We start from the raw sequence: 19271 nt of genomic DNA on the forward strand, positions 1-19271 counted from the left end.
TGCCCTGGTGGCGGCCTGACATGCGCTGGCCCGCCGCCCCTGACCTGATTCGATGACGAGTGAACAACGCCCCCTGACGACCCGGCACCGCGGCGCATGGCTGCTGAGCCTGGTGGCCGGTGCCGTGCTGCTCGGCTGGGCCGCGCAAGGCCGCCACGCCTGGGACGCCCGCGCAGCCGTCGCCCCTGACGCACTGCGTGGCAGCGGCAAGCTGAAGCTGGCCGACGAACTGCCGACCTGGCGCGACAGCGAGGTCGCCGAGCCCGAAGCCCTGAGCGGCAGCGCCGAAAGCCGCCTGCTGGCCGCTTACCGGCTGGTAGGCGAGCGCCGGCTGGACGCCGCGCTGCAGGTCACCACCGCCCTCTCCCACGACTACCCGCAGTTCCGCCTCGGCCAGCTGCTGCATGCCGACCTGCTGGCGGCCCATGTGCAGCCGCTGGCGGGCTTCGGCCGGCCGGCCGCGGCGATGGCCGTTGCACCCGAGGCTTCTGCCACGGGGGACGCCCTGACCGGCCTGCAACAGGAAGCCGCTGCCCGCCTGCACGCGCTGCAGCAGCGCCCGCCCGCCGGCCTGGTACCGGCCGAGCTGGTGCGGCTGCCGGCCTCGGTGCCGCATGCCGTCGTGGTGGACGCCTCGCGCTCGCGCCTGTACCTGTTCCGCCATGACGCGCAAGGCCTGCAGCTGGTGCAGGACTTCTACGTCTCGGTCGGCAAGCAGGGCGTGGACAAGCAAGCAGAGGGCGACCAGAAGACGCCGCTGGGCGTGTACTACACGCTGAATGCGGTGGCGCATGCCCAGCTGGACCTTCGCTTTGGCGCTGGCGCGTTGCCGCTGAACTACCCGAACGCGCTAGACAAGAACGACGGCCGTACCGGCAGCGGCATCCTGCTGCACGGCGTGCCGACCAGCACCTACTCACGTCCTCCGCTGGACAGCGACGGCTGCGTGGCGATGGCCAACGACGACCTGCTGCGCCTGATGGCGACGCTGCCCGAACGCGACACGCCCGTGGTCATCACCCGAGAGATCCACTGGGTGGCGCCTGCCCAGGCCGGCGCTTTGCCAGCCAGCTTCGAGCAGGCCTGGAGCGCCTGGCAGCGCGCGCGGCTGCAAGGCACGCCGGCGCTGCTGGACCCGCTGTACGCACCCAACGCCACACTGGCGGTCACCGGCGAACAGGCCGAGCGCTTTCGCAGCCGGCTGCAGGTGCCACCGGCCGCGGTCGACGAAGTGAGCGTGCTGACCTGGCACGACCACACGCCCATGCTGGTCGTGACCTTCCGCGAACGCGCGGGCGCCACTGTCAAGCGCGACCGCGTGGTGCGCCAGTACTGGGGCCAGCAAGGCGCGGACTGGCGCATCGTCGCCGAAGGCCCGGTGCGCTGAGCGTCTGGTCGCGCAAGCGCGGCCGGCCCACAATCTACGGCATCACTGCCGGAGCCGCCCATGTTCCCTGCTTCACGCCAGTTGCTGGCCGCGCTGGCCAGCGCCACCTTGCTGGTGGTCACCAGTCCAACCCTGCAAGGCCAGGCCACCGCCGACCCGTTCACTCCGGTGGCCTGGCTGGCCGGCTGCTGGCAGCTCGACGGCGGCGAAGCCGGCACGGTGGAGCAATGGATGGCGCCGGCCGGCGGCGCAATGCTGGGCATGAGCCGTACGCTGCAGCGCGGCCAGCTGCGCGAGTTCGAGTTCATGCAGTTCCAGCTGGATGCGAGCGGCAAGCTCAGCTTCGTGGCGCAGCCGCAAGGCCGGCCGCCGACCGCTTTTGCGCTGGCCGCCGTCGGTGAGCGCCAGGCACGCTTCAGCAACCCGCAGCACGACTTCCCGCAGACGGTGATCTACCAGGCGGTGGGCAACGACCGGCTGCTGGCGCGCATCGAAGGCCCACGGAACGGCGAGTTGCGTGGCATCGACTTTCCGATGAAGCGCATCGCCTGCGACGGGCCGCGCTGAGCTGGAAATGAAAAGGAGCCGGCCCTTGCGGGTGCGGCTCCTTGGGGTTTGCGGAGAAGCGCCGAATCAGCGCTTCTGCGGTGGCAGGTCCGTGCAGGAGCCATGTGCCACTTCCGCCGCCATGCCCAGGCTTTCTCCCAGCGTCGGGTGCGGGTGGATGGTCTTGCCGATGTCCACTGCGTCTGCGCCCATCTCGATGGCCAGCGCGATCTCGCCGATCATGTCGCCAGCATGCGTGCCGACGATGCCGCCGCCCAGGATGCGGCCATGGCCGTGGGCCTCGGGCGAATCGTCGAACAGCAGCTTGGTGAAGCCTTCGTCGCGGCCGTTGGCAATGGCGCGGCCCGAGGCCGTCCACGGGAACAGGCCCTTCTTGACCTTGATGCCTTGCGCCTTGGCCTGGTCCTCTGTGAGGCCGACCCAGGCGACTTCCGGGTCGGTGTAGGCGACGCTGGGGATCACGCGGGCGTCGAACTGGCTCTTGGCCAGTGCATCGTCGCCCTTGATCTCGCCGGCGATGACTTCCGCGGCGACGTGGCCTTCGTGGACCGCCTTGTGCGCCAGCATCGGCTGGCCCACCAGGTCGCCGATGGCGAAGATGTGGCGCACGTTGGTGCGCATCTGCACATCGACCGGGATGAAGCCACGGTCGCCGACGGCCACACCGGCGTTTTCAGCGCAGATCTTCTTGCCGTTGGGCGTGCGGCCCACGGCCTGCAGCACCAGGTCGTAGGTCTGCTCGCTCTTGGTCCCGTCAGCCGCCTCGAACTGCACCTTGATGCCTTCGGGCGTGGCTGTCGCACCCACGGTCTTGGTCTTCAACATGATGTTGTCGAAGCGTGGCGCATTGAGCTTCTGCCAGACCTTCACCAGGTCGCGGTCGGCGCCCTGCATCAGGCCATCCAGCATTTCGACCACGTCCAGGCGCGCACCCAGCGTGGAGTAGACCGTGCCCATTTCCAACCCGATGATGCCGCCACCGACGATCAACATCTTCTTCGGCACCGCCTTCAGGTTCAGCGCGCCGGTGGAGTCGACGATGCGCTCGTCCTGCGGGAAGAACGGCAGGCGCACCGCCTGCGAGCCGGCGGCGATGATGGCGTTGTTGAAGCGAACGACCTTCTTCGCGCCGGTCTTGGCCTGGCCCTCCGCACCTTCGGTCTCTTCGACCTGCAGGTGGTACGGATCGATGAACTGGCCGACGCCGCGCACGGTCGTGACCTTGCGCATCTTGGCCATGGCCGTGAGGCCGCCTGTCAGCTTGCCGACGACCTTGTCCTTGTGGCCGCGCAGCTTGTCGATGTCCAGCTCGGGCGCGCCGAACTCGACGCCGAGGGCTGCCATGTGGCTGACTTCGTCCATCACCGCGGCCACGTGCAGCAGCGCCTTGGACGGGATGCAGCCGACGTTCAGGCAGACGCCGCCCAGCGTGGCGTAACGCTCGACGATGACGACCTTCAGGCCGAGGTCAGCAGCGCGGAAGGCGGCGGAGTAGCCGCCAGGGCCGGCGCCGAGCACGACGAGGTCGCATTCGAGGTCGACCGCGCCGCTGTACGAGCCCGCAGGTGCGGGTGCGCTCACAGCGGTGGGCGCCGGAGCCGGAGCCGGTGCGGGTGCGGAAGCCGCGGCTGCAGGTGCAGGTGCCACAGCGCCTGCTTCGGCCGCTTCCAGCATCAGGATCGCCGAGCCCTGGTTGACCACATCGCCCACCTTCAGCTTCAGTTCCTTGACCACGCCGGCGTGCGACGACGGGATTTCCATCGAGGCCTTGTCGCTCTCCACCGTGATCAGGCTCTGGTCGGCTTTCACCGTGTCGCCGGGCTTGACCAGCAACTCGATGACGCCCACGTCCTTGAAGTCGCCAATGTCCGGGACTTTCACTTCGATCAGTGCCATGTCGTGCTCCTGATCAAAGTGCGATGCGGCGGAAGTCCGCCAGCAACGAAGCGAAATACACATTGAATCGAGCGGCTGCGGCGCCGTCGATCACGCGGTGGTCCCAGCTCAGCGACAGCGGCAGGATCAGGCGCGGCTGGAAGGCCTTGCCGTCCCATACCGGCTCGATGCTGCTCTTGCAGACGCCCATGATGGCGACTTCAGGCGCGTTGATGATGGGCGTGAAGTACTTGCCGCCAATGCCACCCAGGCTGGAGATGCTGAAGCAGCCGCCGCTCATGTCGGCCGGACCCAGCTTGCCGTCGCGTGCCTTCTTGGCCAGGTCGCTCATTTCCTGGCTGATCTGGAAGATGCCCTTCTTGTCGGCATCCTTGATCACCGGCACCACAAGGCCATTGGGCGTGTCCGCCGCAAAGCCGATGTGGAAGTACTGCTTCATCACCAGCTTCTGCGCGTCGCCCTCGCCTTCCAGGCTGGCGTTGAACTCGGGGAACTTCTTCAGCGCAGCCACGGTGGCCTTGATCATGAAGGCCAGCATCGTGACCTTGATGCCGCTCTTCTCGTTTTCCTTGTTGAGCTGCACGCGGAAGGCTTCCAGATCGGTGATGTCCGCGTCGTCGTGGTTGGTGACGTGCGGGATCACGACCCAGTTGCGGTGCAGGTTGGCGCCGGAGATCTTCTTGATCCGGCTCATGTCCTTGCGCTCGATGGGCCCGAACTTCTCGAAATCCACCTTGGGCCACGGCAGCAGGCCCGGGAAGGCGCCACCGCCAGTGGCCGCCGCAGGTGCCTTGGCCTTTTGCGCGACCGTCTGCACTGCGCCGGCCATCACGTTCTTGACGAAGCCTTCGAGGTCGCCCTGGGTGATGCGACCCTTGGGGCCGGAGCCCTTGACCTCGGCCAGCGGCACGCCCAGTTCACGGGCGAACTTGCGGATGCTGGGCGAGGCGTGCGGCAACTGGCCATTGGGCGTGCCGGGTTCGTGCGCGGGCAGCGCCGCGGTGGGCGCGGTGCGCTCGACCGGGGCGCTGGTGAGCGTGGCTGGCGCCGGGCTCGCCGCGGCGGCGGCCTGTGCGGGTGCTGCGGCGGGCGCAGGCGCAGCAGCACCCTCGCCTTCCAGCACGGCAATCAGCTGGCCCTGGTTGATCTTGTCGCCCAGCGCCACCTTCAGTTCCTTGACCACGCCGGCATGCGACGAGGGGATCTCCATCGAGGCCTTGTCGCTCTCGACGGTGAGCAGGCTTTGCTCGGCCTTGACCGTGTCGCCGACCTTGACCAGCAACTCAATGATGGCCACGTCCTTGAAGTCGCCGATGTCGGGCACGACGACCTCGATGCGCGACGGGCCAGCCGGCGCTGCAACCGGCGCAGGCGCCGGTGTGGCAGCTTGCGCGGGTGCAGGCGCCGGAGCCGCTGCGGCAGCAACTGGCGCGGGCGCGGTAGCCGGTGCAGCGGCGCCTTCTGCTTCCACCGTCAGCAGCACGGAGCCTTCGCTGATGGTGTCACCCAGTTTGACCTTCAGTTCCTTGACCACGCCGCCGGTCGAGGCCGGGATTTCCATCGAGGCCTTGTCGCTCTCGACGGTCACCAGGCTCTGCTCGGGCTTGATCGTGTCGCCAACCTGGACCAGCAGCTCGATGATGGCCACGTCCTTGAAGTCTCCGATGTCGGGGACTTTCACTTCTACCAATGCCATTCGGATGTCTCCGTTGAATTCAGTACGCAAGGCGTCAAATCAATTCCCGCGGCGTCCGCAGAGCCAGCTTTGCCGGTCTGCAGGCGCGCCCCCCTTCAAGGGGGAGGCGCTACGCGCCTCGGGGGTGATCACGCATACAGCGGGTTGATCTTGTCGGCCTTGATGCCGTACTTGGCAATCGCCTCGGCCACCTTGGCCAGCGGCAGCGTGCCTTCGTCGGCCAGCGCCTTCAGCGTCGCGACGACGATGTAGTGGCGGTTGATCTCGAAGTGCTCGCGCAGCTTGCTGCGGAAGTCGCTGCGGCCGAAGCCGTCCGTGCCCAGCACCTTGTAGGTCTTGCCCTTGGGGATGAAGGCGCGGATCTGCTCGGCGTAGTTCTTCATGTAGTCGGTCGACGCGATGACCGGGCCGGAATGCGCGCCGAGTTGCTGCGTGACAAACGGCACGTGCGCGGTCTCAGTCGGATGCAGCAGGTTCCAGCGCTCGCAGGCCTGGCCGTCGCGGGCCAGTTCGTTGAAGCTTGGGCAGCTCCAGACGTTCGCTGCCACGCCCCAGTCCTTCTCCAGCAGTTCCTTGGCCGCCTGCGACTCACGCAGGATGGTGCCCGAGCCCAGCAGGTTGACGGTGGCGCTCTTGCCCTTGGCGGCCTCGTCCAGCAGGTACATGCCCTTGATGATCTCTGCCTCGGTGCCAGGCTTCAGGCCGGGCATCGGGTAGTTTTCGTTCAGCAGGGTCAGGTAATAGAAGACGTTTTCCTGGTTCTCGACCATGCGCTTCAAGCCGTGCTGCATGATCACCCCGACCTCGTGCGCGAAGGTCGGGTCGTAGCTGACGCAGTTCGGGATCGTGCCGGCCAGGATGTGGCTGTGGCCGTCTTCGTGCTGCAGGCCTTCACCGTTCAGCGTGGTGCGGCCCGAAGTGCCGCCCAGCAGGAAGCCGCGCGCCTGCATGTCGCCCGCGGCCCAGGCCATGTCGCCAATGCGCTGGAAGCCGAACATCGAGTAATAGACATAGAACGGGATCATCACGCGGTTGTTCGTCGAGTACGACGTGGCCGCGGCGATCCACGAGCCCATGCCGCCCGCTTCGTTGATGCCTTCCTGCAGGATCTGGCCAGCCTTGTCTTCCTTGTAGTAGGAGACCTGGTCGCGGTCCTGCGGCGTGTACTTCTGGCCTTCAGGGTTGTAGATGCCGATCTGGCGGAACAGGCCTTCCATGCCGAAGGTGCGCGCCTCGTCCACCAGGATGGGCACGACACGCGGGCCGAGCTGCTTGTCACGTAACAGCGCGCCGAGCACGCGCACGTATGCCTGCGTGGTGGAAATCTCGCGGCCCTCGGCCGTCGGGTCCAGCACCGACTGGAAGAACGGCAGGTCCGGCACCGGCAGCGATTCTTCAGCCTTCACGCGGCGCTTGGGCAGGTAGCCGCCCAAGGCCTGGCGGCGCTCGTGCAGGTAGCGCATTTCCGGCGTGTCTTCGGCCGGCTTGTAGAACGGCAGCGAAGCCAGCTCGCTGTCGGGAATGGGAATGTTGAAGCGGTCGCGGAAGGCCTTGATGTCCTCGTCGGTCAGCTTCTTGGCCTGGTGGGCGGTGTTCTTGCCCTCGCCGGCCTTGCCCATGCCGAAGCCCTTGACGGTCTTGACCAGCATGACCGTCGGCTGGCCCTGGGTGTTGACGGCCTTGTGATAGGCGGCATAGACCTTTTGCGGGTCGTGGCCGCCGCGCTGCAGGCGCCAGATGTCGTCGTCGCTCATCTTGGCGACCATTTCCAGCAGCTTGGGGTGGCGGCCAAAGAAGTTCTTGCGCACGAAGGCGCCGTCATTGGCCTTCATGGCCTGGTAGTCGCCGTCCAGCGTCTCCATCATGACCTTCTTCAGCAGGCCGTCCTTGTCGCGCGCCAGCAGCGGGTCCCAGTAGCTGCCCCACAGCAGCTTGATGACGTTCCAGCCGGCGCCGCGGAATTCACCTTCCAGCTCCTGCACGATCTTGCCGTTGCCACGCACCGGGCCGTCCAGGCGCTGCAGGTTGCAGTTGACGATGAAGATCAGGTTGTCGAGCTTCTCGCGCGCAGCCAGGCCGATGGCGCCCAGGCTTTCCGGCTCGTCCATCTCGCCGTCGCCGCAGAAGACCCAGACCTTGCGCTTGGATGTGTCGGCAATGCCGCGCGCATGCAGGTACTTCAGGAAGCGTGCCTGGTAGATCGCCATCAGCGGCCCCAGGCCCATCGAGACGGTGGGGAACTGCCAGAACTCGGGCATCAGCTTCGGATGCGGGTAGCTGGACAAGCCCTTGCCATCGACTTCCTGGCGGAAGTTCAGCAGCTGCTCTTCGCTGATGCGGCCTTCCATGAAGGCGCGGGCATAGATGCCGGGCGAGGAGTGGCCCTGGATGTAGAGCAGATCACCGCCGTGCACGCCGTCGTCGCCGTGCCAGAAGTGGTTGAAGCCGGCGCCGAACATCGTGGCAACCGAGGCGAAGGACGAGATGTGGCCGCCGAGGTCGCCGCCATCGGCCGGATGCAGGCGGTTGGCCTTGACGACCATGGCCATCGCGTTCCAGCGCATGTAGGCGCGCAGGCGCTCCTCGATTTCCAGGTTGCCCAGGCAATGGGCTTCGTCTTCCGGCTCGATCGTGTTGACGTAGCCGGTGGTGGCCGAGAACGGGCGGTCCACGCCATGTTGGCGGGCGTGCTCGAGCAGTTGCTCCAGCAGGAAATGGCCGCGATCACGCCCCTCTGAATCGATGACGGCGGACAAGGCGTCCAGCCACTCACGGGTTTCTTGCGCATCGGCATCAACGGCCGACGCGCCCAAGAATGATTCAGGCACGGCTGACATGGTGTCTCCTCAAACGGGGTTCTAAAAGGTCGGCGCGCAGTTTGGCACAGGGTTCGTGAATTTTCAAATTGCGATTGTGCTTTTCACATTATGAATTCACCATCCTCCTTCAGGCCTGGAACCGGCTGCCCCAATGGTTGGGCAAACCTGCAGCACCGGCCCACGCGAAAACCCGCGCCCAGGCGCTGCCCCAAGCCGCAAGCGGCATCGATAATCGCCCCGCCATGCCCGTTGCCCGAGACATCCCTTCCGCCAGCCACCCCAACAGCCTGCTGCACCGCCTGTTCCGGCGCTGGTGGCGGCAGCAATCTCCCTCGCGCCAGGACCGCTTTGCAACCATCGCCCCGTTGATTTCGGTGCTGATGTTTCTCGCAACCATCACCGCCACCTTCTGGTACCTGCGCAACGAGGAGATTGAACGGGCCGGCGAAGCACTGCGGCGCGACACCGAAATCTCCCAGCAGCAGATCCGCCTGCACCTGATCGAGAACCAGGAACAGCTGGTGCGCATGGCGCGCGAGCTGGCAACGCGCGACATCGCGCCCGAGGAGTTCCTGCCGCATGCCGCCGCCTTCCAGCGCGAGCGCCCCGAGGTCCGCCACCTGACCTGGGTCACTGCGCAGCGCCAGGTGCGCGCCTCCCAGGCAGTGCTGTCCTATGAGTCCGTCACATCCGAGAAGCCCGCCAAGCACAACCCGTCTTTCCCGGGCGAAGGCCTGGCACTGGCGTCAGAAGCCGCCTTTATCGCGGCACGGGACACGCGCCAGCCGGTGTACTCCCGCCCGTTCACCGACGCCGACGGCATGGCGGTCTTCCAGGTGCAGGTGCCGCTGATCGACCGCGGCAACTTCGCCGGCACGCTGATCGTCGAATACTCGATCGAGTCGCTGGTGCGCTACTACGTGCCCAGCGAAGTTTCGCGCCGGCACATCATCAGCGTGGTCGGGCCGGAGCTGCAGCCGCTGGCCAGCACCGTCACGGCCATGCCGGGCCAGCCCGTCGTGCCCCCGTCGTTGCAGCATGAGGTGCCGCTGGCGCCGATGGCCAATGGCCTGATGCTGCGCGGCCAGGGCTACCGCACCTCCATCGGCCTGATCGGCAACACGCTGTTCTGGATGGTGGTGGCCCTGTCGGTGCTGACGGTCTGGATGCTGCTGGGCACCTGGAAGCACATGCGGCGGCGGGCGCAGATCCAGAACGCGCTGGCGCAGGAAACCAACTTCCGCCGGGCGATGGAAAACTCCATGCTGACCGGCATGCGGGCCATGGACATGGAAGGCCGCGTGACCTACGTGAACCCGGCCTTCTGCGCGATGACAGGCTACGCCGAGGCCGACCTGCTGGACGGCAAGCCGCCCTTCCCGTATTGGCCGCCCGACCGGGTCGAGGAAAACACCCGACTGCTGCAACAGGAACTGCAGGGGCGCAGCCCGGCCGGCGGCATAGAGGTCAAGGTCATGCGCAAGGATGGCTCGATCTTCGACGCCCGCATGTACGTCTCGCCGCTGATCGACCCGCGAGGCCTGCAGACTGGCTGGATGACCTCGATGACCAACATCACCGAGGCCAAGCGCATCCGCGACCAGCTGTCGGCCTCGCACGAGCGCTTCACCACGGTGCTGGAAGGGCTGGACGCGGCGGTGTCGGTGCTGTCGGTCCAGCAGGGCGAGCTGCTGTTCGCCAACCGCTCGTACCGGCTGTGGTTTGGTGCCGACGCCCGTGGCCATGGGCAACTCGCCCACAGCACGCCGGCGCAAAGCTACCAGGCCGAGGCGGACGAGGAGGTCGACGGCCTGTCCGGCCTGCCGACGCAGGAGCTGACCGAAGCTGGCGCGCACCCGCACGAGATCTACGTCGAGCCGCTGGCGATGTGGTTCGACGTGCGCACCCGCTACCTGCAGTGGACCGACGGCCGGCTGGCGCAGATGCTGATCGCCACCGACATCACCAGCCGCCGCCGGGTCGAGGAACAGGCCCAGCAGCAGGCCGAGAAAGCCCAGGTCACCAGCCGGCTGATCACCATGGGCGAGATGGCCTCGTCGGTCGCGCACGAGCTGAACCAGCCGCTGACGGCGATCAACAACTACTGCAACGGCATGGTCAGCCGGGTGCGCAACGAGTCGATCAACACCGAAGACCTGATCGCCGCGCTGCAGAAGACCGGCCGCCAAGCCGAGCGCGCCGGGCAGATCATCCACCGCATCCGCGCCTTCGTGAAGAAGAGCGAGCCTCAGCGCCAGCCCTCGCAGGCCAGCGAGATCGTCGACGACGCGGTCGAGCTGGCGGGCATCGAGCTGCGCCGGCGCAAGGTGGCGATCCACACCTATGTCGCGCAGCGCCTGCCCACGCTGATGTGCGACCCGATCCTGATCGAGCAGGTGCTGATGAACCTGCTGAAGAACGCCGCCGAAGCGATCGACAGCGCCGGACTGCCCAGCGCACGCCGCAACATCGAGCTGCGCGTGGTGCCGCGCCACACGGCCGAAGAAGGCGGCGTGATCGAGTTCAGCGTCAGCGACATGGGACCGGGCATGAAGGAAGAGGTGCTGTCGCGCCTCTACGAAGCCTTTTTCTCGACCAAGGCCGAAGGCATGGGCATAGGGCTATCCCTGTGTCGGTCCATCATCGAGTCCCACCGCGGCCGGATGCGGGCGCAGAACCTCTACAATGGCACAACCGTGACAGGGTGCCGGTTCGCCTTCACCCTGCCTGTTGACCTGACCCAGCGCGTGGATGCCCAGCCGGTGCCAGAGGTACCTGATGTGGCAGCCGCAGCCAACCCGAACGCCACAGCTTCATGAGCCTGATCCCCAAAAAAGGTACCGTCTACGTGGTCGACGACGATGAGGCCGTGCGCGACTCGTTGCAGTGGCTTCTGGAGGGCAAGGACTATCGGGTCAAGTGCTTCGATTCCGCCGAATCCTTCCTGTCCCGCTTCGACCCGCGCGAAGTCGCCTGCCTGATCGCCGACATCCGCATGGACGGCATGAGCGGCCTGGAACTGCAGGACCGGCTGCTGGAGCGCAAGAGCCCGCTGCCTGTTGTGTTCATCACCGGCCATGGCGACGTGCCGATGGCCGTGACCACGATGAAGAAGGGCGCGATGGACTTCATCGAGAAGCCCTTCAAGGAAGAAGAGCTGGTTTCGCTGGTCGAGCGCATGCTGGACCAGGCCCGCTCGGCCTTCTCGCAACACCAGGAACAGGCCAGCCGCGATGCCTTGCTGTCTCGCCTGACCACCCGCGAAGCCCAGGTGCTGGAACGCATCGTCGCCGGCCGCCTGAACAAGCAGATTGCCGACGACCTGGGCATCAGCATCAAGACGGTGGAGGCGCACCGCGCCAACATCATGGAAAAGCTCAACGCCAACACCGTGGCCGATCTGCTGAAGATCGCCCTCGGTGCATCCCACAAGGGGTGAACTTGAGTTTGGCGCCTGGCGCCTGCAGATAACGGGGCCTTCGGGCCCCGTTGTGCCTTCTGAAGCGCATCGCTTCCCCCAATCCTTTCCGCCTCCTCTCCTCGAAAGCAGCCCGCATGACCGCCAAAGTGATCGACGGCAACGCCCTGTCCAAGCAACTCCGCGCCGAAGTCGCCACCCGCGCCGCCGCCCTCACCGCCCGCGGCCACCAGCCCGGCCTGGCAGTGATCCTGGTCGGCGAAGACCCGGCCTCGGCCGTCTATGTGCGCAACAAGGTCAAGGCCTGCCAGGACAGCGGGCTGCTGTCCGTCTTCGACAAATACGAAGCCACCCTCAGCGAGGCAGCCCTGCTGGCCCGCATTGCCGCGCTGAATGCCGACCCGGCGATCCACGGCATCCTGGTGCAGATGCCGCTGCCCAAGCACATCGATTCGGGCAAGGTCATCGAGGCGATTGCCACCCACAAGGACGTGGACGGCTATTCGGTGCTGTCGGCCGGTGAGCTGATGGCCGGCCTGCCGGGTTTCCGGCCCTGCACGCCCTACGGCTGCATGAAGCTGATCGAGTCCACCGGCGTGTCGCTGAAGGGCAAGCATGCGGTCGTGATCGGCCGCAGCAACACCGTCGGCAAGCCAATGGCGCTGCTGCTGCTGCAGGCCAATGCGACCGTCACCGTCTGCCACAGCGGCACCCCTGACCTGGCCTATCACACACGCCAGGCCGATGTGGTGGTGGCCGCGGTCGGCCGGCGCAACACCCTGACAGGTGACATGGTCAAACCCGGCGCCATCGTCATTGACGTGGGCATCAACCGCAATGATGAGGGCAAGCTTTGCGGCGACGTGGACTTCGCCTCGGTCAGCGAGGTAGCCTCGCACCTGACCCCGGTGCCCGGCGGCGTTGGCCCGATGACCATCACGATGCTGCTGGTCAACACCGTGGAAGCCGCCGAGCGCGCAGCCACGCAGGCCGACGCCTGAAGCCACCTGTTCGCACGGCCAATTCATTCCCAGGGAACCACAAGATGACCAATCCGCTGCTGCAGTTCGACACGCTGACCGATTTCCAAGCCATCCGGCCCGAACACGTCACTCCGGCGATGGACCAGTTGCTGGCCGATGCCAGCACCGCACTGGAACGCGCCGTCAGCGCAGACGTGCCGGCCGACTACGACGCGCTGTCCGCCACGCTGGGCGTGGCGACCGAGCGGCTGGGCCGGGCCTGGGGTGCCGTCGGCCACCTGAACCAGGTGGCTGACTCGCCCGAGCTGCGCGCCGCACATGCCGAAAACCTGCCCAAGGTCACCGAGTTCTTCACCCGCCAAGGCAGCGACGAGCGGCTCTACGCCAAATACAAGGCCGTGGCCAGCAGCCCCGCCGCTGCGCAGCTGAACCCGGCACGGCGCCAGGCGCTGAACCACTGGCTGCGCGACTTCAAGCTCGGCGGCGCCGATCTGCAGGGCGATGCCAAGACGCGCTTTGCCGCCATCCAGGACCGCATGGCCGAGTTGTCGCAGGCCTTCTCCAACCACGTGCTCGACGCGACCGACGCCTTCGCCTACTACGCCAGCGCAGAAGAGCTGGCCGGCGTGCCGGAAGACGCGGTGGCCGCTGCACGCAGCGCCGCCGAGGCCGAAGGCAAGGACGGCCACAAGATCACGCTGCACTTCCCGAGCTATTTTCCGGTGATGCAGTACGGCAGCAACCGCGCGCTGCGGGAGACCCTCTACCGCGCCTACGCAACCCGCGCCAGCGAATTCGGCCCGGCCGACCGCGACAACAGCGCGGTGATGAGCGAACTGCTGACGCTGCGCGCCGAAGAGGCCGCACTGCTGGGCTACGCCAACTACGCCGAAGTCTCGCTGGCCAGCAAGATGGCCCGCAGCCCGGCCGAAGTCATGAGCTTCCTGCGCGACCTGGCGCAGCGCGCCCGCCCCAGCGCCGAGCAGGACTTGAGCGACCTGCGCGCCTTTGCCAAGGCCGAGCTGGGCCTGGCCGACCTGCAGGCCTGGGACGTGGCCTACGCCAGCGAGAAGCTGAAGGAGGCCCGCTATGCCTTCAGCGACCAGGAGGTCAAGGCCTACCTGCCGCTGCCCAAGGTGCTGCAAGGCCTGTTCGGCATCATCGAGACGCTGTTCGAAGTGGCCATCCGCCCGGCGGACGCGCCGGTGTGGCACGAGAGCGTCAGGTTCTACCGCATTGAAAGAGGCTCGGAGCTGGTCGGCGAGTTCTACCTGGACCCGCACGCCCGCCCCGGCAAGCGCCCCGGCGCCTGGATGGACAATGCCCGCGACCGCTGGAAGCGCGCCGACACCGGCAGCCTGCAGACGCCGGTGGCCTTCCTGGTCTGCAACTTCGCCGCCCCGGTGGGCGACAAGCCGGCGCTGCTGAACCACGACGACGTCATCACGCTGTTCCACGAGTTCGGCCACGGCCTGCACCATTTGCTGACCCGCGTCGAGGACCTGGGCGTATCCGGCATTGGCGGCGTCGAGTGGGACGCGGTCGAGTTGCCCAGCCAGTTCATGGAGAACTTCTGCTGGGAGTGGGAAGTCATCAAGCACCTCAGCGCCCATGTGGACAGCGGCGAGCCGCTGCCACGCGCGCTGTACGACAAGATGCTGGCCGCGAAGAACTTCCAGAGCGGGCTGCAGACGCTGCGCCAGGTCGAGTTCGGCCTGTACGACATGCGGCTGCACACCGAGGCCGACGCGGCTCAGCGCGTGCTGCCCATCGTGCAGGAAGTGCGCGCCGAGGTCGCGGTCATGCAGGCGCCCGAGTTCAGCCGCACACCGAACACTTTCTCGCACATCTTTGCAGGTGGTTACTCAGCCGGCTACTACAGCTACAAGTGGGCCGAAGTGCTGTCGGCCGACGCCTGGAGCGCCTTCGAGGAGCAAGGTGTGCTGAACGCAGACACCGGCCGCCGCTACCGCCGCGAGATCCTGGAAATGGGCGGCAGCCGCCCCGCGCTGGACAGCTTCAAGGCTTTTCGCGGCCGCGAACCGTCGATTGACGCCTTGCTGCGTCACCAAGGCATGGCCAACTGAGCTTGCAGGCCGCGGTCCCCCATGCCTGCGGGGGGACCGTGCCGAAGTGCCTGCTGCGCCCACGGCGTCACCGCCAGTGTTGGTTCCGCGCGGCACGTCGGACCGGCCTTTTTGCTACCCTCAGACCTTGTCGTTGGGCGCGGCCACGAGGTTGGCGCCATTAGATTTGGAATCCGCAGTCATGATGCTCAAGGTTTCGCTTCGCCATCTGTTGCCGCTGGCCACCCTGCTCTGCCTGGCGCCACTGGCCCAGGCGCAGTACAAGGTCGTCGGCCCGGACGGCAAGGTGACCTACACCGACCAGCCGCCCGCCGACCCCAAGGCCAAGGTGCAGGCCATTGCCACGCCTGGCGCCGGCGCAGTGCCCACAGCCAGCCTGCCAGTGGGCTTGCGTGGCCCGGCTTCGCGTTATCCGGTGGTGCTGTATGCCGCGCGCGGCTGCCAGCCCTGCGACGCGGGCCGTGGCCTGCTGGTCCAGCGTGGCATTCCGTTCAGCGAAAAGCGGGTTGAAACCCCGGCCGACATCGAGGCCCTGCAGCGCATGAGCGGCAGCCGGGCGCTGCCTTTGCTGACCATCGGCACGCAGCAGGTGCGCAGCCTGTCCACCGCCGAATGGAACGGCTATCTGGACGCTGCCGGTTACCCGCAGGAGTCGCAGCTGCCGGCCAACTACCAGCGCCCGGCCTCCACGCCGCTGACCACGCCGCCGGCTGCCGCCGCGCCCGCCCCGGTCAGCTCGCCGGACACTGCGCCGCCGCCAGCCCCGGCCCCTGCCACCGGGCCCAACATCCGGTTCTGACGAAGCGCCGGTTCACGGCACCACGCGCCGGGCCGGCCACTGCGCCAGCAGCACGATGCTGCCCATCAGCCACATCGGCGCAGCCGGCAGCGTGGCGGCGGCCAGCAGGCCGAACACCGTGGGCATGAAGACGGTGGCGCCGTTGGTCACCAGCATGCGCAGCCCCAGCGCCTGGCCATGGCGGTCCGGGGGCGTCACCTGGTGCAGCATGGCCAGCACCATCGGCTGAACCGAACCCAGCGCCAGGCCCAGCACCGCCGAGCCGACCAGCATGCCGCCGGTGCCTGGAAGCCAGGCGTAGAGGAACGACACTGCCGTGGCCAGTCCCATGGCCGAGCGCAGCGCCAGCCGCTCGTCCAGCTTGTCAGCCCAGCGCGAGATCAGGAGGCGAACCAGCGTGGCCGCGGTGGCAAACGAGCCCAGCACCAGGCCGATGCTGGACGCGCTCATCGCCCGCACATGGCCCAGCACCGGAATCGCGAAGCTGTGCGCGTCCCAGCAGGAAGACAGCGCCAGATTGACCAGCAGCAAGGCGCGCAGCTGCGGGCTTTTCAGCAGGTGCCATGCAGGCGCCTGCTTGGCCGCAGGCCCCGCTGGCGGCGCAGGCTGGCGCGGCACCCAGCCGGCGAATGCCCAGGACAGCAACGGCAGCACGGCGGCAAACACAAAGCCGCTGCGGTAGCCCACATGGTCGATCAGCAAGCCGACGACCACCGGCGCCAGCGCGTTGGACAGCGCCGGCCCCAGCGAGACCCAGCTGAACACCCGCTTCAGGTCCAGCGCGTTGTGCGCCAGGCGGCCGGCCTCGCGCTGGATGCCGACGGCAGCCACCGCGACCGCGCCACCCGTCGCCAAAGCCGCCAGTGCCAGCGCTACCGGGTGCTGAGAAATGGCCGCCAGCAGTGCGCCACCCGCGCCCATGGTCACGCCAACGCCCAGCGTGCGGTGCATGCCGTGGCGGTCTGCCTGCCGGCCGGCCCACAGCGACAGCGGCAGTGGCGCCAGCGCGAACAGCGACAGCAGCGTGCCCACCATCCATTCCGGGTAGCCCAGGTGCAGCAGCAACAGGCTGGCGGTCACGCGGGTCGCGGCCATGGACGCATGCACACCGACCAGTGCGCCGATCACCGCGGGCAGCGCCCGGCGCATCGCCAGCTTGTCCTGCAGCGCGTCCTGGGCAGAAGCCGCGGCCGTCATTCGCCGGTCTCCCGCAGTTCATCCAGTGGTGCAGCCACCGCGCCCAGCAGCTTGGCCGCCTGCGGCTCGCCCATCTGCTCCACGCCCTTGAGCTTGCGCGCCATCACGCGGGTGCGCACCTCGGCCGCGTCAATGCTGGAACTGGCTTCCTCCAGCTTCTTCTTGGTCTTGGCCAGCACCTCGCCAAACTTGCCGAACTCGGTCTTCACGGCACCCAGCACTTCCCAGACTTCGGCACTGCGCTTCTCCAGTGCCAGCGTGCGGAAGCCCATCTGCAGGCTGCTCAGCGTGGCCAGCAGCGTGGTCGGGCCCACCAGCGTGATGCGATGGTCCCGCTGCAAGCCTTCCACCAGGCCCGGCCGGCGCAGCGCTTCGGCGTACAACCCCTCGGTCGGCAGGAACAGCAAGGCAAAGTCGGTGGTGTGCGGGGCTGCCACGTATTTCTCACGGATGCTGCGCGCCTCCTGCCGCAGCCTGGCCTCCAGCGCGCGCGCTGCGGCTTCTGCTGCCACCGGGTCGGCCTGCTCCTGGGCCAGCAGCAGGCGCTCGTAGTCTTCACGGGGGAATTTCGCGTCGATCGGCAGCCACAGTGCCTGGCCGTCGTCGCGCCGGCCGGGCAGGCGGATCGCGAACTCGACCCGTGCGCCGCTGCCAGGCACGGTTTCTACATTGGCGGCGTACTGGTCCGGCGTCAACACCTGCTCCAGCAGTGCCGCCAGCTGCAGCTCGCCGAACACACCGCGGGTCTTCACATTGTTCAGCACGCGCTGCAGCGAGCCCACGTCGCGGGCCAGCCCCTGCATCTCGCCCAGGCCCTTGTGCACCAGCTCCAGCCGCTCGGCCACCTGGCGAAAGCTTTCGCCCAGGCGCTGCTCCAGCGTGGCGTGCAGCTTTTCGTCGACGGTGGCGCGCATCTGTTCGAGCTTCTGCTCGTTGCCCTGCTGCAGCTGGGACAGGCGCTGCTCGACGGCCACACGCAACTCGGCCTGCTTGCGTTCGTTGGCATCGGACAGGCTTTGCAGCTGGCGCGTCAGCGCCTCGGCCAGCCGGCGCAGTGCGAGTTCCTGCGCCTCGCGGGCCTGGGCCAGCGTGCGGGCCGCGTCGCCGGCCTGGGTCATCAGGCCTTGCTGCAGGTGCGACAGGCCTTGGGCCAGCTCGGTGCGGGTGGCGCGGGCGCTGCCCTGCACCTCGCCGCGCAGTTCGCGCTCCAGCCGCTCGACCGCAGCGGCGCTGCCATCGCCGTGTCGCAGCCAGAGGGCCAGCACGGCGATCAGGTTCAGCACCAGCAGGGCCAGCAAGGCCGCCTCGACGCTGGTGATGGAAAGGCTGGAAACGGAAACGCTTGAAGAAGCAGCAGCAGGCAACACGGTCATTGCCGCCATTGTCGCGCTCGCCAAGGCGGCCAGCCCCGCGCAGGCCTCAAGTCCTGGCCAGTACCTCGGGGTTCAGGGCGGTCGGCGGCTCGCCGCCGGTCAGCGCGGCAATCAGGTTGTCGGCCGCCAGATTGCACATGGCCATGCGGGTTGGGATGCTGGCGCTGGCGATGTGCGGCGTGAGCACCACGTTGGGCAGGTCCAGCAGCGCGGGCAGCACCTTGGGCTCGCCCTCGAACACGTCCAGCCCGGCCGCGGCAATGCGCCGCTCGGCCAGCGCACGGGCCAGCGCCGCGTCGTCCACCACGCCGCCGCGGGCAATGTTGGTCAGCGTCGCGCCCGGCTTCATCAGCGCCAGCTCCGCTTCGCCAATCATGTGGTGTGAGGCGGGGCTGTAGGGCACGACGATGACCAGGTGGTCCGCCTCGCGCAGCAGCGTGGCCTTGTCGACCCAGCGCGCCTTGACGGCCTGCTCGTCGGCCTCCGGCAGCCGGCTGCGGTTGTGATAGATCACCGGCATGCCAAAACCCAGCGCGCCGCGCCGGGCAATCGCCTGGCCGATGCGGCCCATGCCCAGCACGCCCAGCGTGGCGCCATGCACATCGGCACCGGCCATCAGGTCGAAGCTCCAGTGCGTCCATTCGCCGCGGCGCAGGAAACGCTCGGACTCGGCGATGCGCCGCGCGGTGGCCATCATCAACGCGAATCCGAAGTCGGCCGTCGTCTCGGTCAGCACATCAGGCGCATTGCTGACCAGCACGCCGCGCGCAGTGCAGGCCGACACGTCGATGTTGTTGTAGCCCACCGCCATGCTGCATACGGCCTTCAATCGCGGGCAGGCCGCCAGCAGCTCGGCATTGATCGGCTCGCTGGCTGCGACGAACACGCCGTCGCAGCCTTGCAGCCTGGCGTGCAGTTCAGTGGTGCTCAGCGCCTCCTCGCTGTCGTGCGTGATGACGTCCAGGTGCTCGCGCAACCGCGCGATGACTTCCGGGAAGATGGGCCGTGCGACCAGCACGCGAGGACGGACAGGGCTTGAAGGCATGGAT

At 67.5% G+C, this 19271-nt stretch carries 13 protein-coding genes; 7 read left to right on the forward strand and 6 right to left on the reverse strand.

Going from position 1 to position 19271, the window contains the following annotated elements:
* Positions 1 to 52 precede the first annotated feature (52 nt).
* Together AC3WR5_RS22775 and AC3WR5_RS22780 are read left to right on the forward strand one after the other, a co-directional pair.
* Positions 53 to 1387: a L,D-transpeptidase family protein gene (locus AC3WR5_RS22775; protein ID WP_492487375.1), complete on the forward strand. Its 1335-nt coding sequence runs from the start codon at positions 53 to 55 to the stop codon at positions 1385 to 1387.
* Positions 1388 to 1447: 60 nt separating this feature from the next.
* The gene (locus AC3WR5_RS22780; RefSeq protein WP_492487377.1) at positions 1448 to 1954 is read left to right on the forward strand and encodes a DUF6265 family protein; all 507 of its coding nucleotides are present in this window, start codon (positions 1448 to 1450) and stop codon (positions 1952 to 1954) included.
* 66 nt (positions 1955 to 2020) lie between these two features.
* Here the strand turns inward: AC3WR5_RS22780 and lpdA are convergent, their stop codons facing one another.
* From lpdA to aceE, 3 genes are all read right to left on the reverse strand, one after another.
* Positions 2021 to 3850 carry a dihydrolipoyl dehydrogenase gene (lpdA, locus tag AC3WR5_RS22785; protein WP_492487378.1) on the reverse strand — a complete coding sequence of 610 codons (1830 nt, stop codon included), beginning with the start codon at positions 3848 to 3850 and terminating at the stop codon, positions 2021 to 2023.
* Between the two features lie 13 nt (positions 3851 to 3863).
* Positions 3864 to 5546 carry a dihydrolipoyllysine-residue acetyltransferase gene (aceF, locus tag AC3WR5_RS22790; protein ID WP_492487380.1) on the reverse strand — a complete coding sequence of 561 codons (1683 nt, stop codon included), beginning with the start codon at positions 5544 to 5546 and terminating at the stop codon, positions 3864 to 3866.
* Positions 5547 to 5674: 128 nt separating this feature from the next.
* A complete protein-coding gene (aceE, locus tag AC3WR5_RS22795) occupies positions 5675 to 8383 on the reverse strand; it encodes a pyruvate dehydrogenase (acetyl-transferring), homodimeric type (RefSeq protein ID WP_492487382.1) in 2709 nt (902 codons plus the stop codon).
* A gap of 224 nt (positions 8384 to 8607) precedes the next feature.
* Between aceE and AC3WR5_RS22800 the strand changes: the two genes are divergently transcribed.
* From AC3WR5_RS22800 to AC3WR5_RS22820, 5 genes are all read left to right on the forward strand, one after another.
* Positions 8608 to 11184 carry a PAS domain S-box protein gene (locus AC3WR5_RS22800; RefSeq protein ID WP_492487384.1) on the forward strand — a complete coding sequence of 859 codons (2577 nt, stop codon included), beginning with the start codon at positions 8608 to 8610 and terminating at the stop codon, positions 11182 to 11184.
* Positions 11181 to 11804: a response regulator transcription factor gene (locus tag AC3WR5_RS22805; protein ID WP_141287582.1), complete on the forward strand. Its 624-nt coding sequence runs from the start codon at positions 11181 to 11183 to the stop codon at positions 11802 to 11804. Before AC3WR5_RS22800 ends, AC3WR5_RS22805 begins: the two co-directional genes overlap by 4 nt.
* Positions 11805 to 11920: 116 nt before the next feature.
* The gene (gene folD, locus AC3WR5_RS22810) at positions 11921 to 12784 is read left to right on the forward strand and encodes a bifunctional methylenetetrahydrofolate dehydrogenase/methenyltetrahydrofolate cyclohydrolase FolD (RefSeq protein WP_492487386.1); all 864 of its coding nucleotides are present in this window, start codon (positions 11921 to 11923) and stop codon (positions 12782 to 12784) included.
* A gap of 44 nt (positions 12785 to 12828) precedes the next feature.
* Positions 12829 to 14853, forward strand: coding sequence for a M3 family metallopeptidase (locus tag AC3WR5_RS22815; protein ID WP_492487387.1), 2025 nt, complete (start codon positions 12829 to 12831; stop codon positions 14851 to 14853).
* Positions 14854 to 15034: 181 nt separating this feature from the next.
* A complete protein-coding gene (locus tag AC3WR5_RS22820; protein WP_231011163.1) occupies positions 15035 to 15652 on the forward strand; it encodes a DUF4124 domain-containing protein in 618 nt (205 codons plus the stop codon).
* A 12-nt stretch (positions 15653 to 15664) separates the two neighbouring features.
* Here the strand turns inward: AC3WR5_RS22820 and AC3WR5_RS22825 are convergent, their stop codons facing one another.
* The 3 genes from AC3WR5_RS22825 to AC3WR5_RS22835 are packed head-to-tail and all read right to left on the reverse strand — an operon-like array spanning position 15665 to position 19267.
* A complete protein-coding gene (locus AC3WR5_RS22825; protein ID WP_492487388.1) occupies positions 15665 to 16849 on the reverse strand; it encodes an MFS transporter in 1185 nt (394 codons plus the stop codon).
* Positions 16846 to 18222 (reverse strand): DNA recombination protein RmuC, encoded by a 1377-nt coding sequence (locus tag AC3WR5_RS22830; RefSeq protein ID WP_492487390.1) that lies wholly within the window; start codon positions 18220 to 18222, stop codon positions 16846 to 16848. Before AC3WR5_RS22830 ends, AC3WR5_RS22825 begins: the two co-directional genes overlap by 4 nt.
* Before the next feature lie 46 nt (positions 18223 to 18268).
* Complete coding sequence (locus tag AC3WR5_RS22835; protein ID WP_492487392.1) at positions 18269 to 19267, reverse strand: 2-hydroxyacid dehydrogenase; 999 nt, start codon at positions 19265 to 19267, stop codon at positions 18269 to 18271.
* Positions 19268 to 19271: the final 4 nt, after the last annotated feature.

This window comes from Ideonella sp. FW305-24, assembly GCF_058788035.1.

Coding starts and splice junctions, on each gene's coding strand:
- AC3WR5_RS22800 (WP_492487384.1), top strand. CDS start 8,608: ATGCCCGTTGCCCGAGACATCCCTTCCGCCAGCCACCCCAACAGCCTG.
- aceF (WP_492487380.1), bottom strand. CDS start 5,546: ATGGCATTGGTAGAAGTGAAAGTCCCCGACATCGGAGACTTCAAGGAC.
- AC3WR5_RS22775 (WP_492487375.1), top strand. CDS start 53: ATGACGAGTGAACAACGCCCCCTGACGACCCGGCACCGCGGCGCATGG.
- AC3WR5_RS22820 (WP_231011163.1), top strand. CDS start 15,035: ATGATGCTCAAGGTTTCGCTTCGCCATCTGTTGCCGCTGGCCACCCTG.
- AC3WR5_RS22780 (WP_492487377.1), top strand. CDS start 1,448: ATGTTCCCTGCTTCACGCCAGTTGCTGGCCGCGCTGGCCAGCGCCACC.
- lpdA (WP_492487378.1), bottom strand. CDS start 3,850: ATGGCACTGATCGAAGTGAAAGTCCCGGACATTGGCGACTTCAAGGAC.
- AC3WR5_RS22835 (WP_492487392.1), bottom strand. CDS start 19,267: ATGCCTTCAAGCCCTGTCCGTCCTCGCGTGCTGGTCGCACGGCCCATC.
- AC3WR5_RS22830 (WP_492487390.1), bottom strand. CDS start 18,222: ATGACCGTGTTGCCTGCTGCTGCTTCTTCAAGCGTTTCCGTTTCCAGC.
- AC3WR5_RS22825 (WP_492487388.1), bottom strand. CDS start 16,849: ATGACGGCCGCGGCTTCTGCCCAGGACGCGCTGCAGGACAAGCTGGCG.
- AC3WR5_RS22805 (WP_141287582.1), top strand. CDS start 11,181: ATGAGCCTGATCCCCAAAAAAGGTACCGTCTACGTGGTCGACGACGAT.
- aceE (WP_492487382.1), bottom strand. CDS start 8,383: ATGTCAGCCGTGCCTGAATCATTCTTGGGCGCGTCGGCCGTTGATGCC.
- folD (WP_492487386.1), top strand. CDS start 11,921: ATGACCGCCAAAGTGATCGACGGCAACGCCCTGTCCAAGCAACTCCGC.
- AC3WR5_RS22815 (WP_492487387.1), top strand. CDS start 12,829: ATGACCAATCCGCTGCTGCAGTTCGACACGCTGACCGATTTCCAAGCC.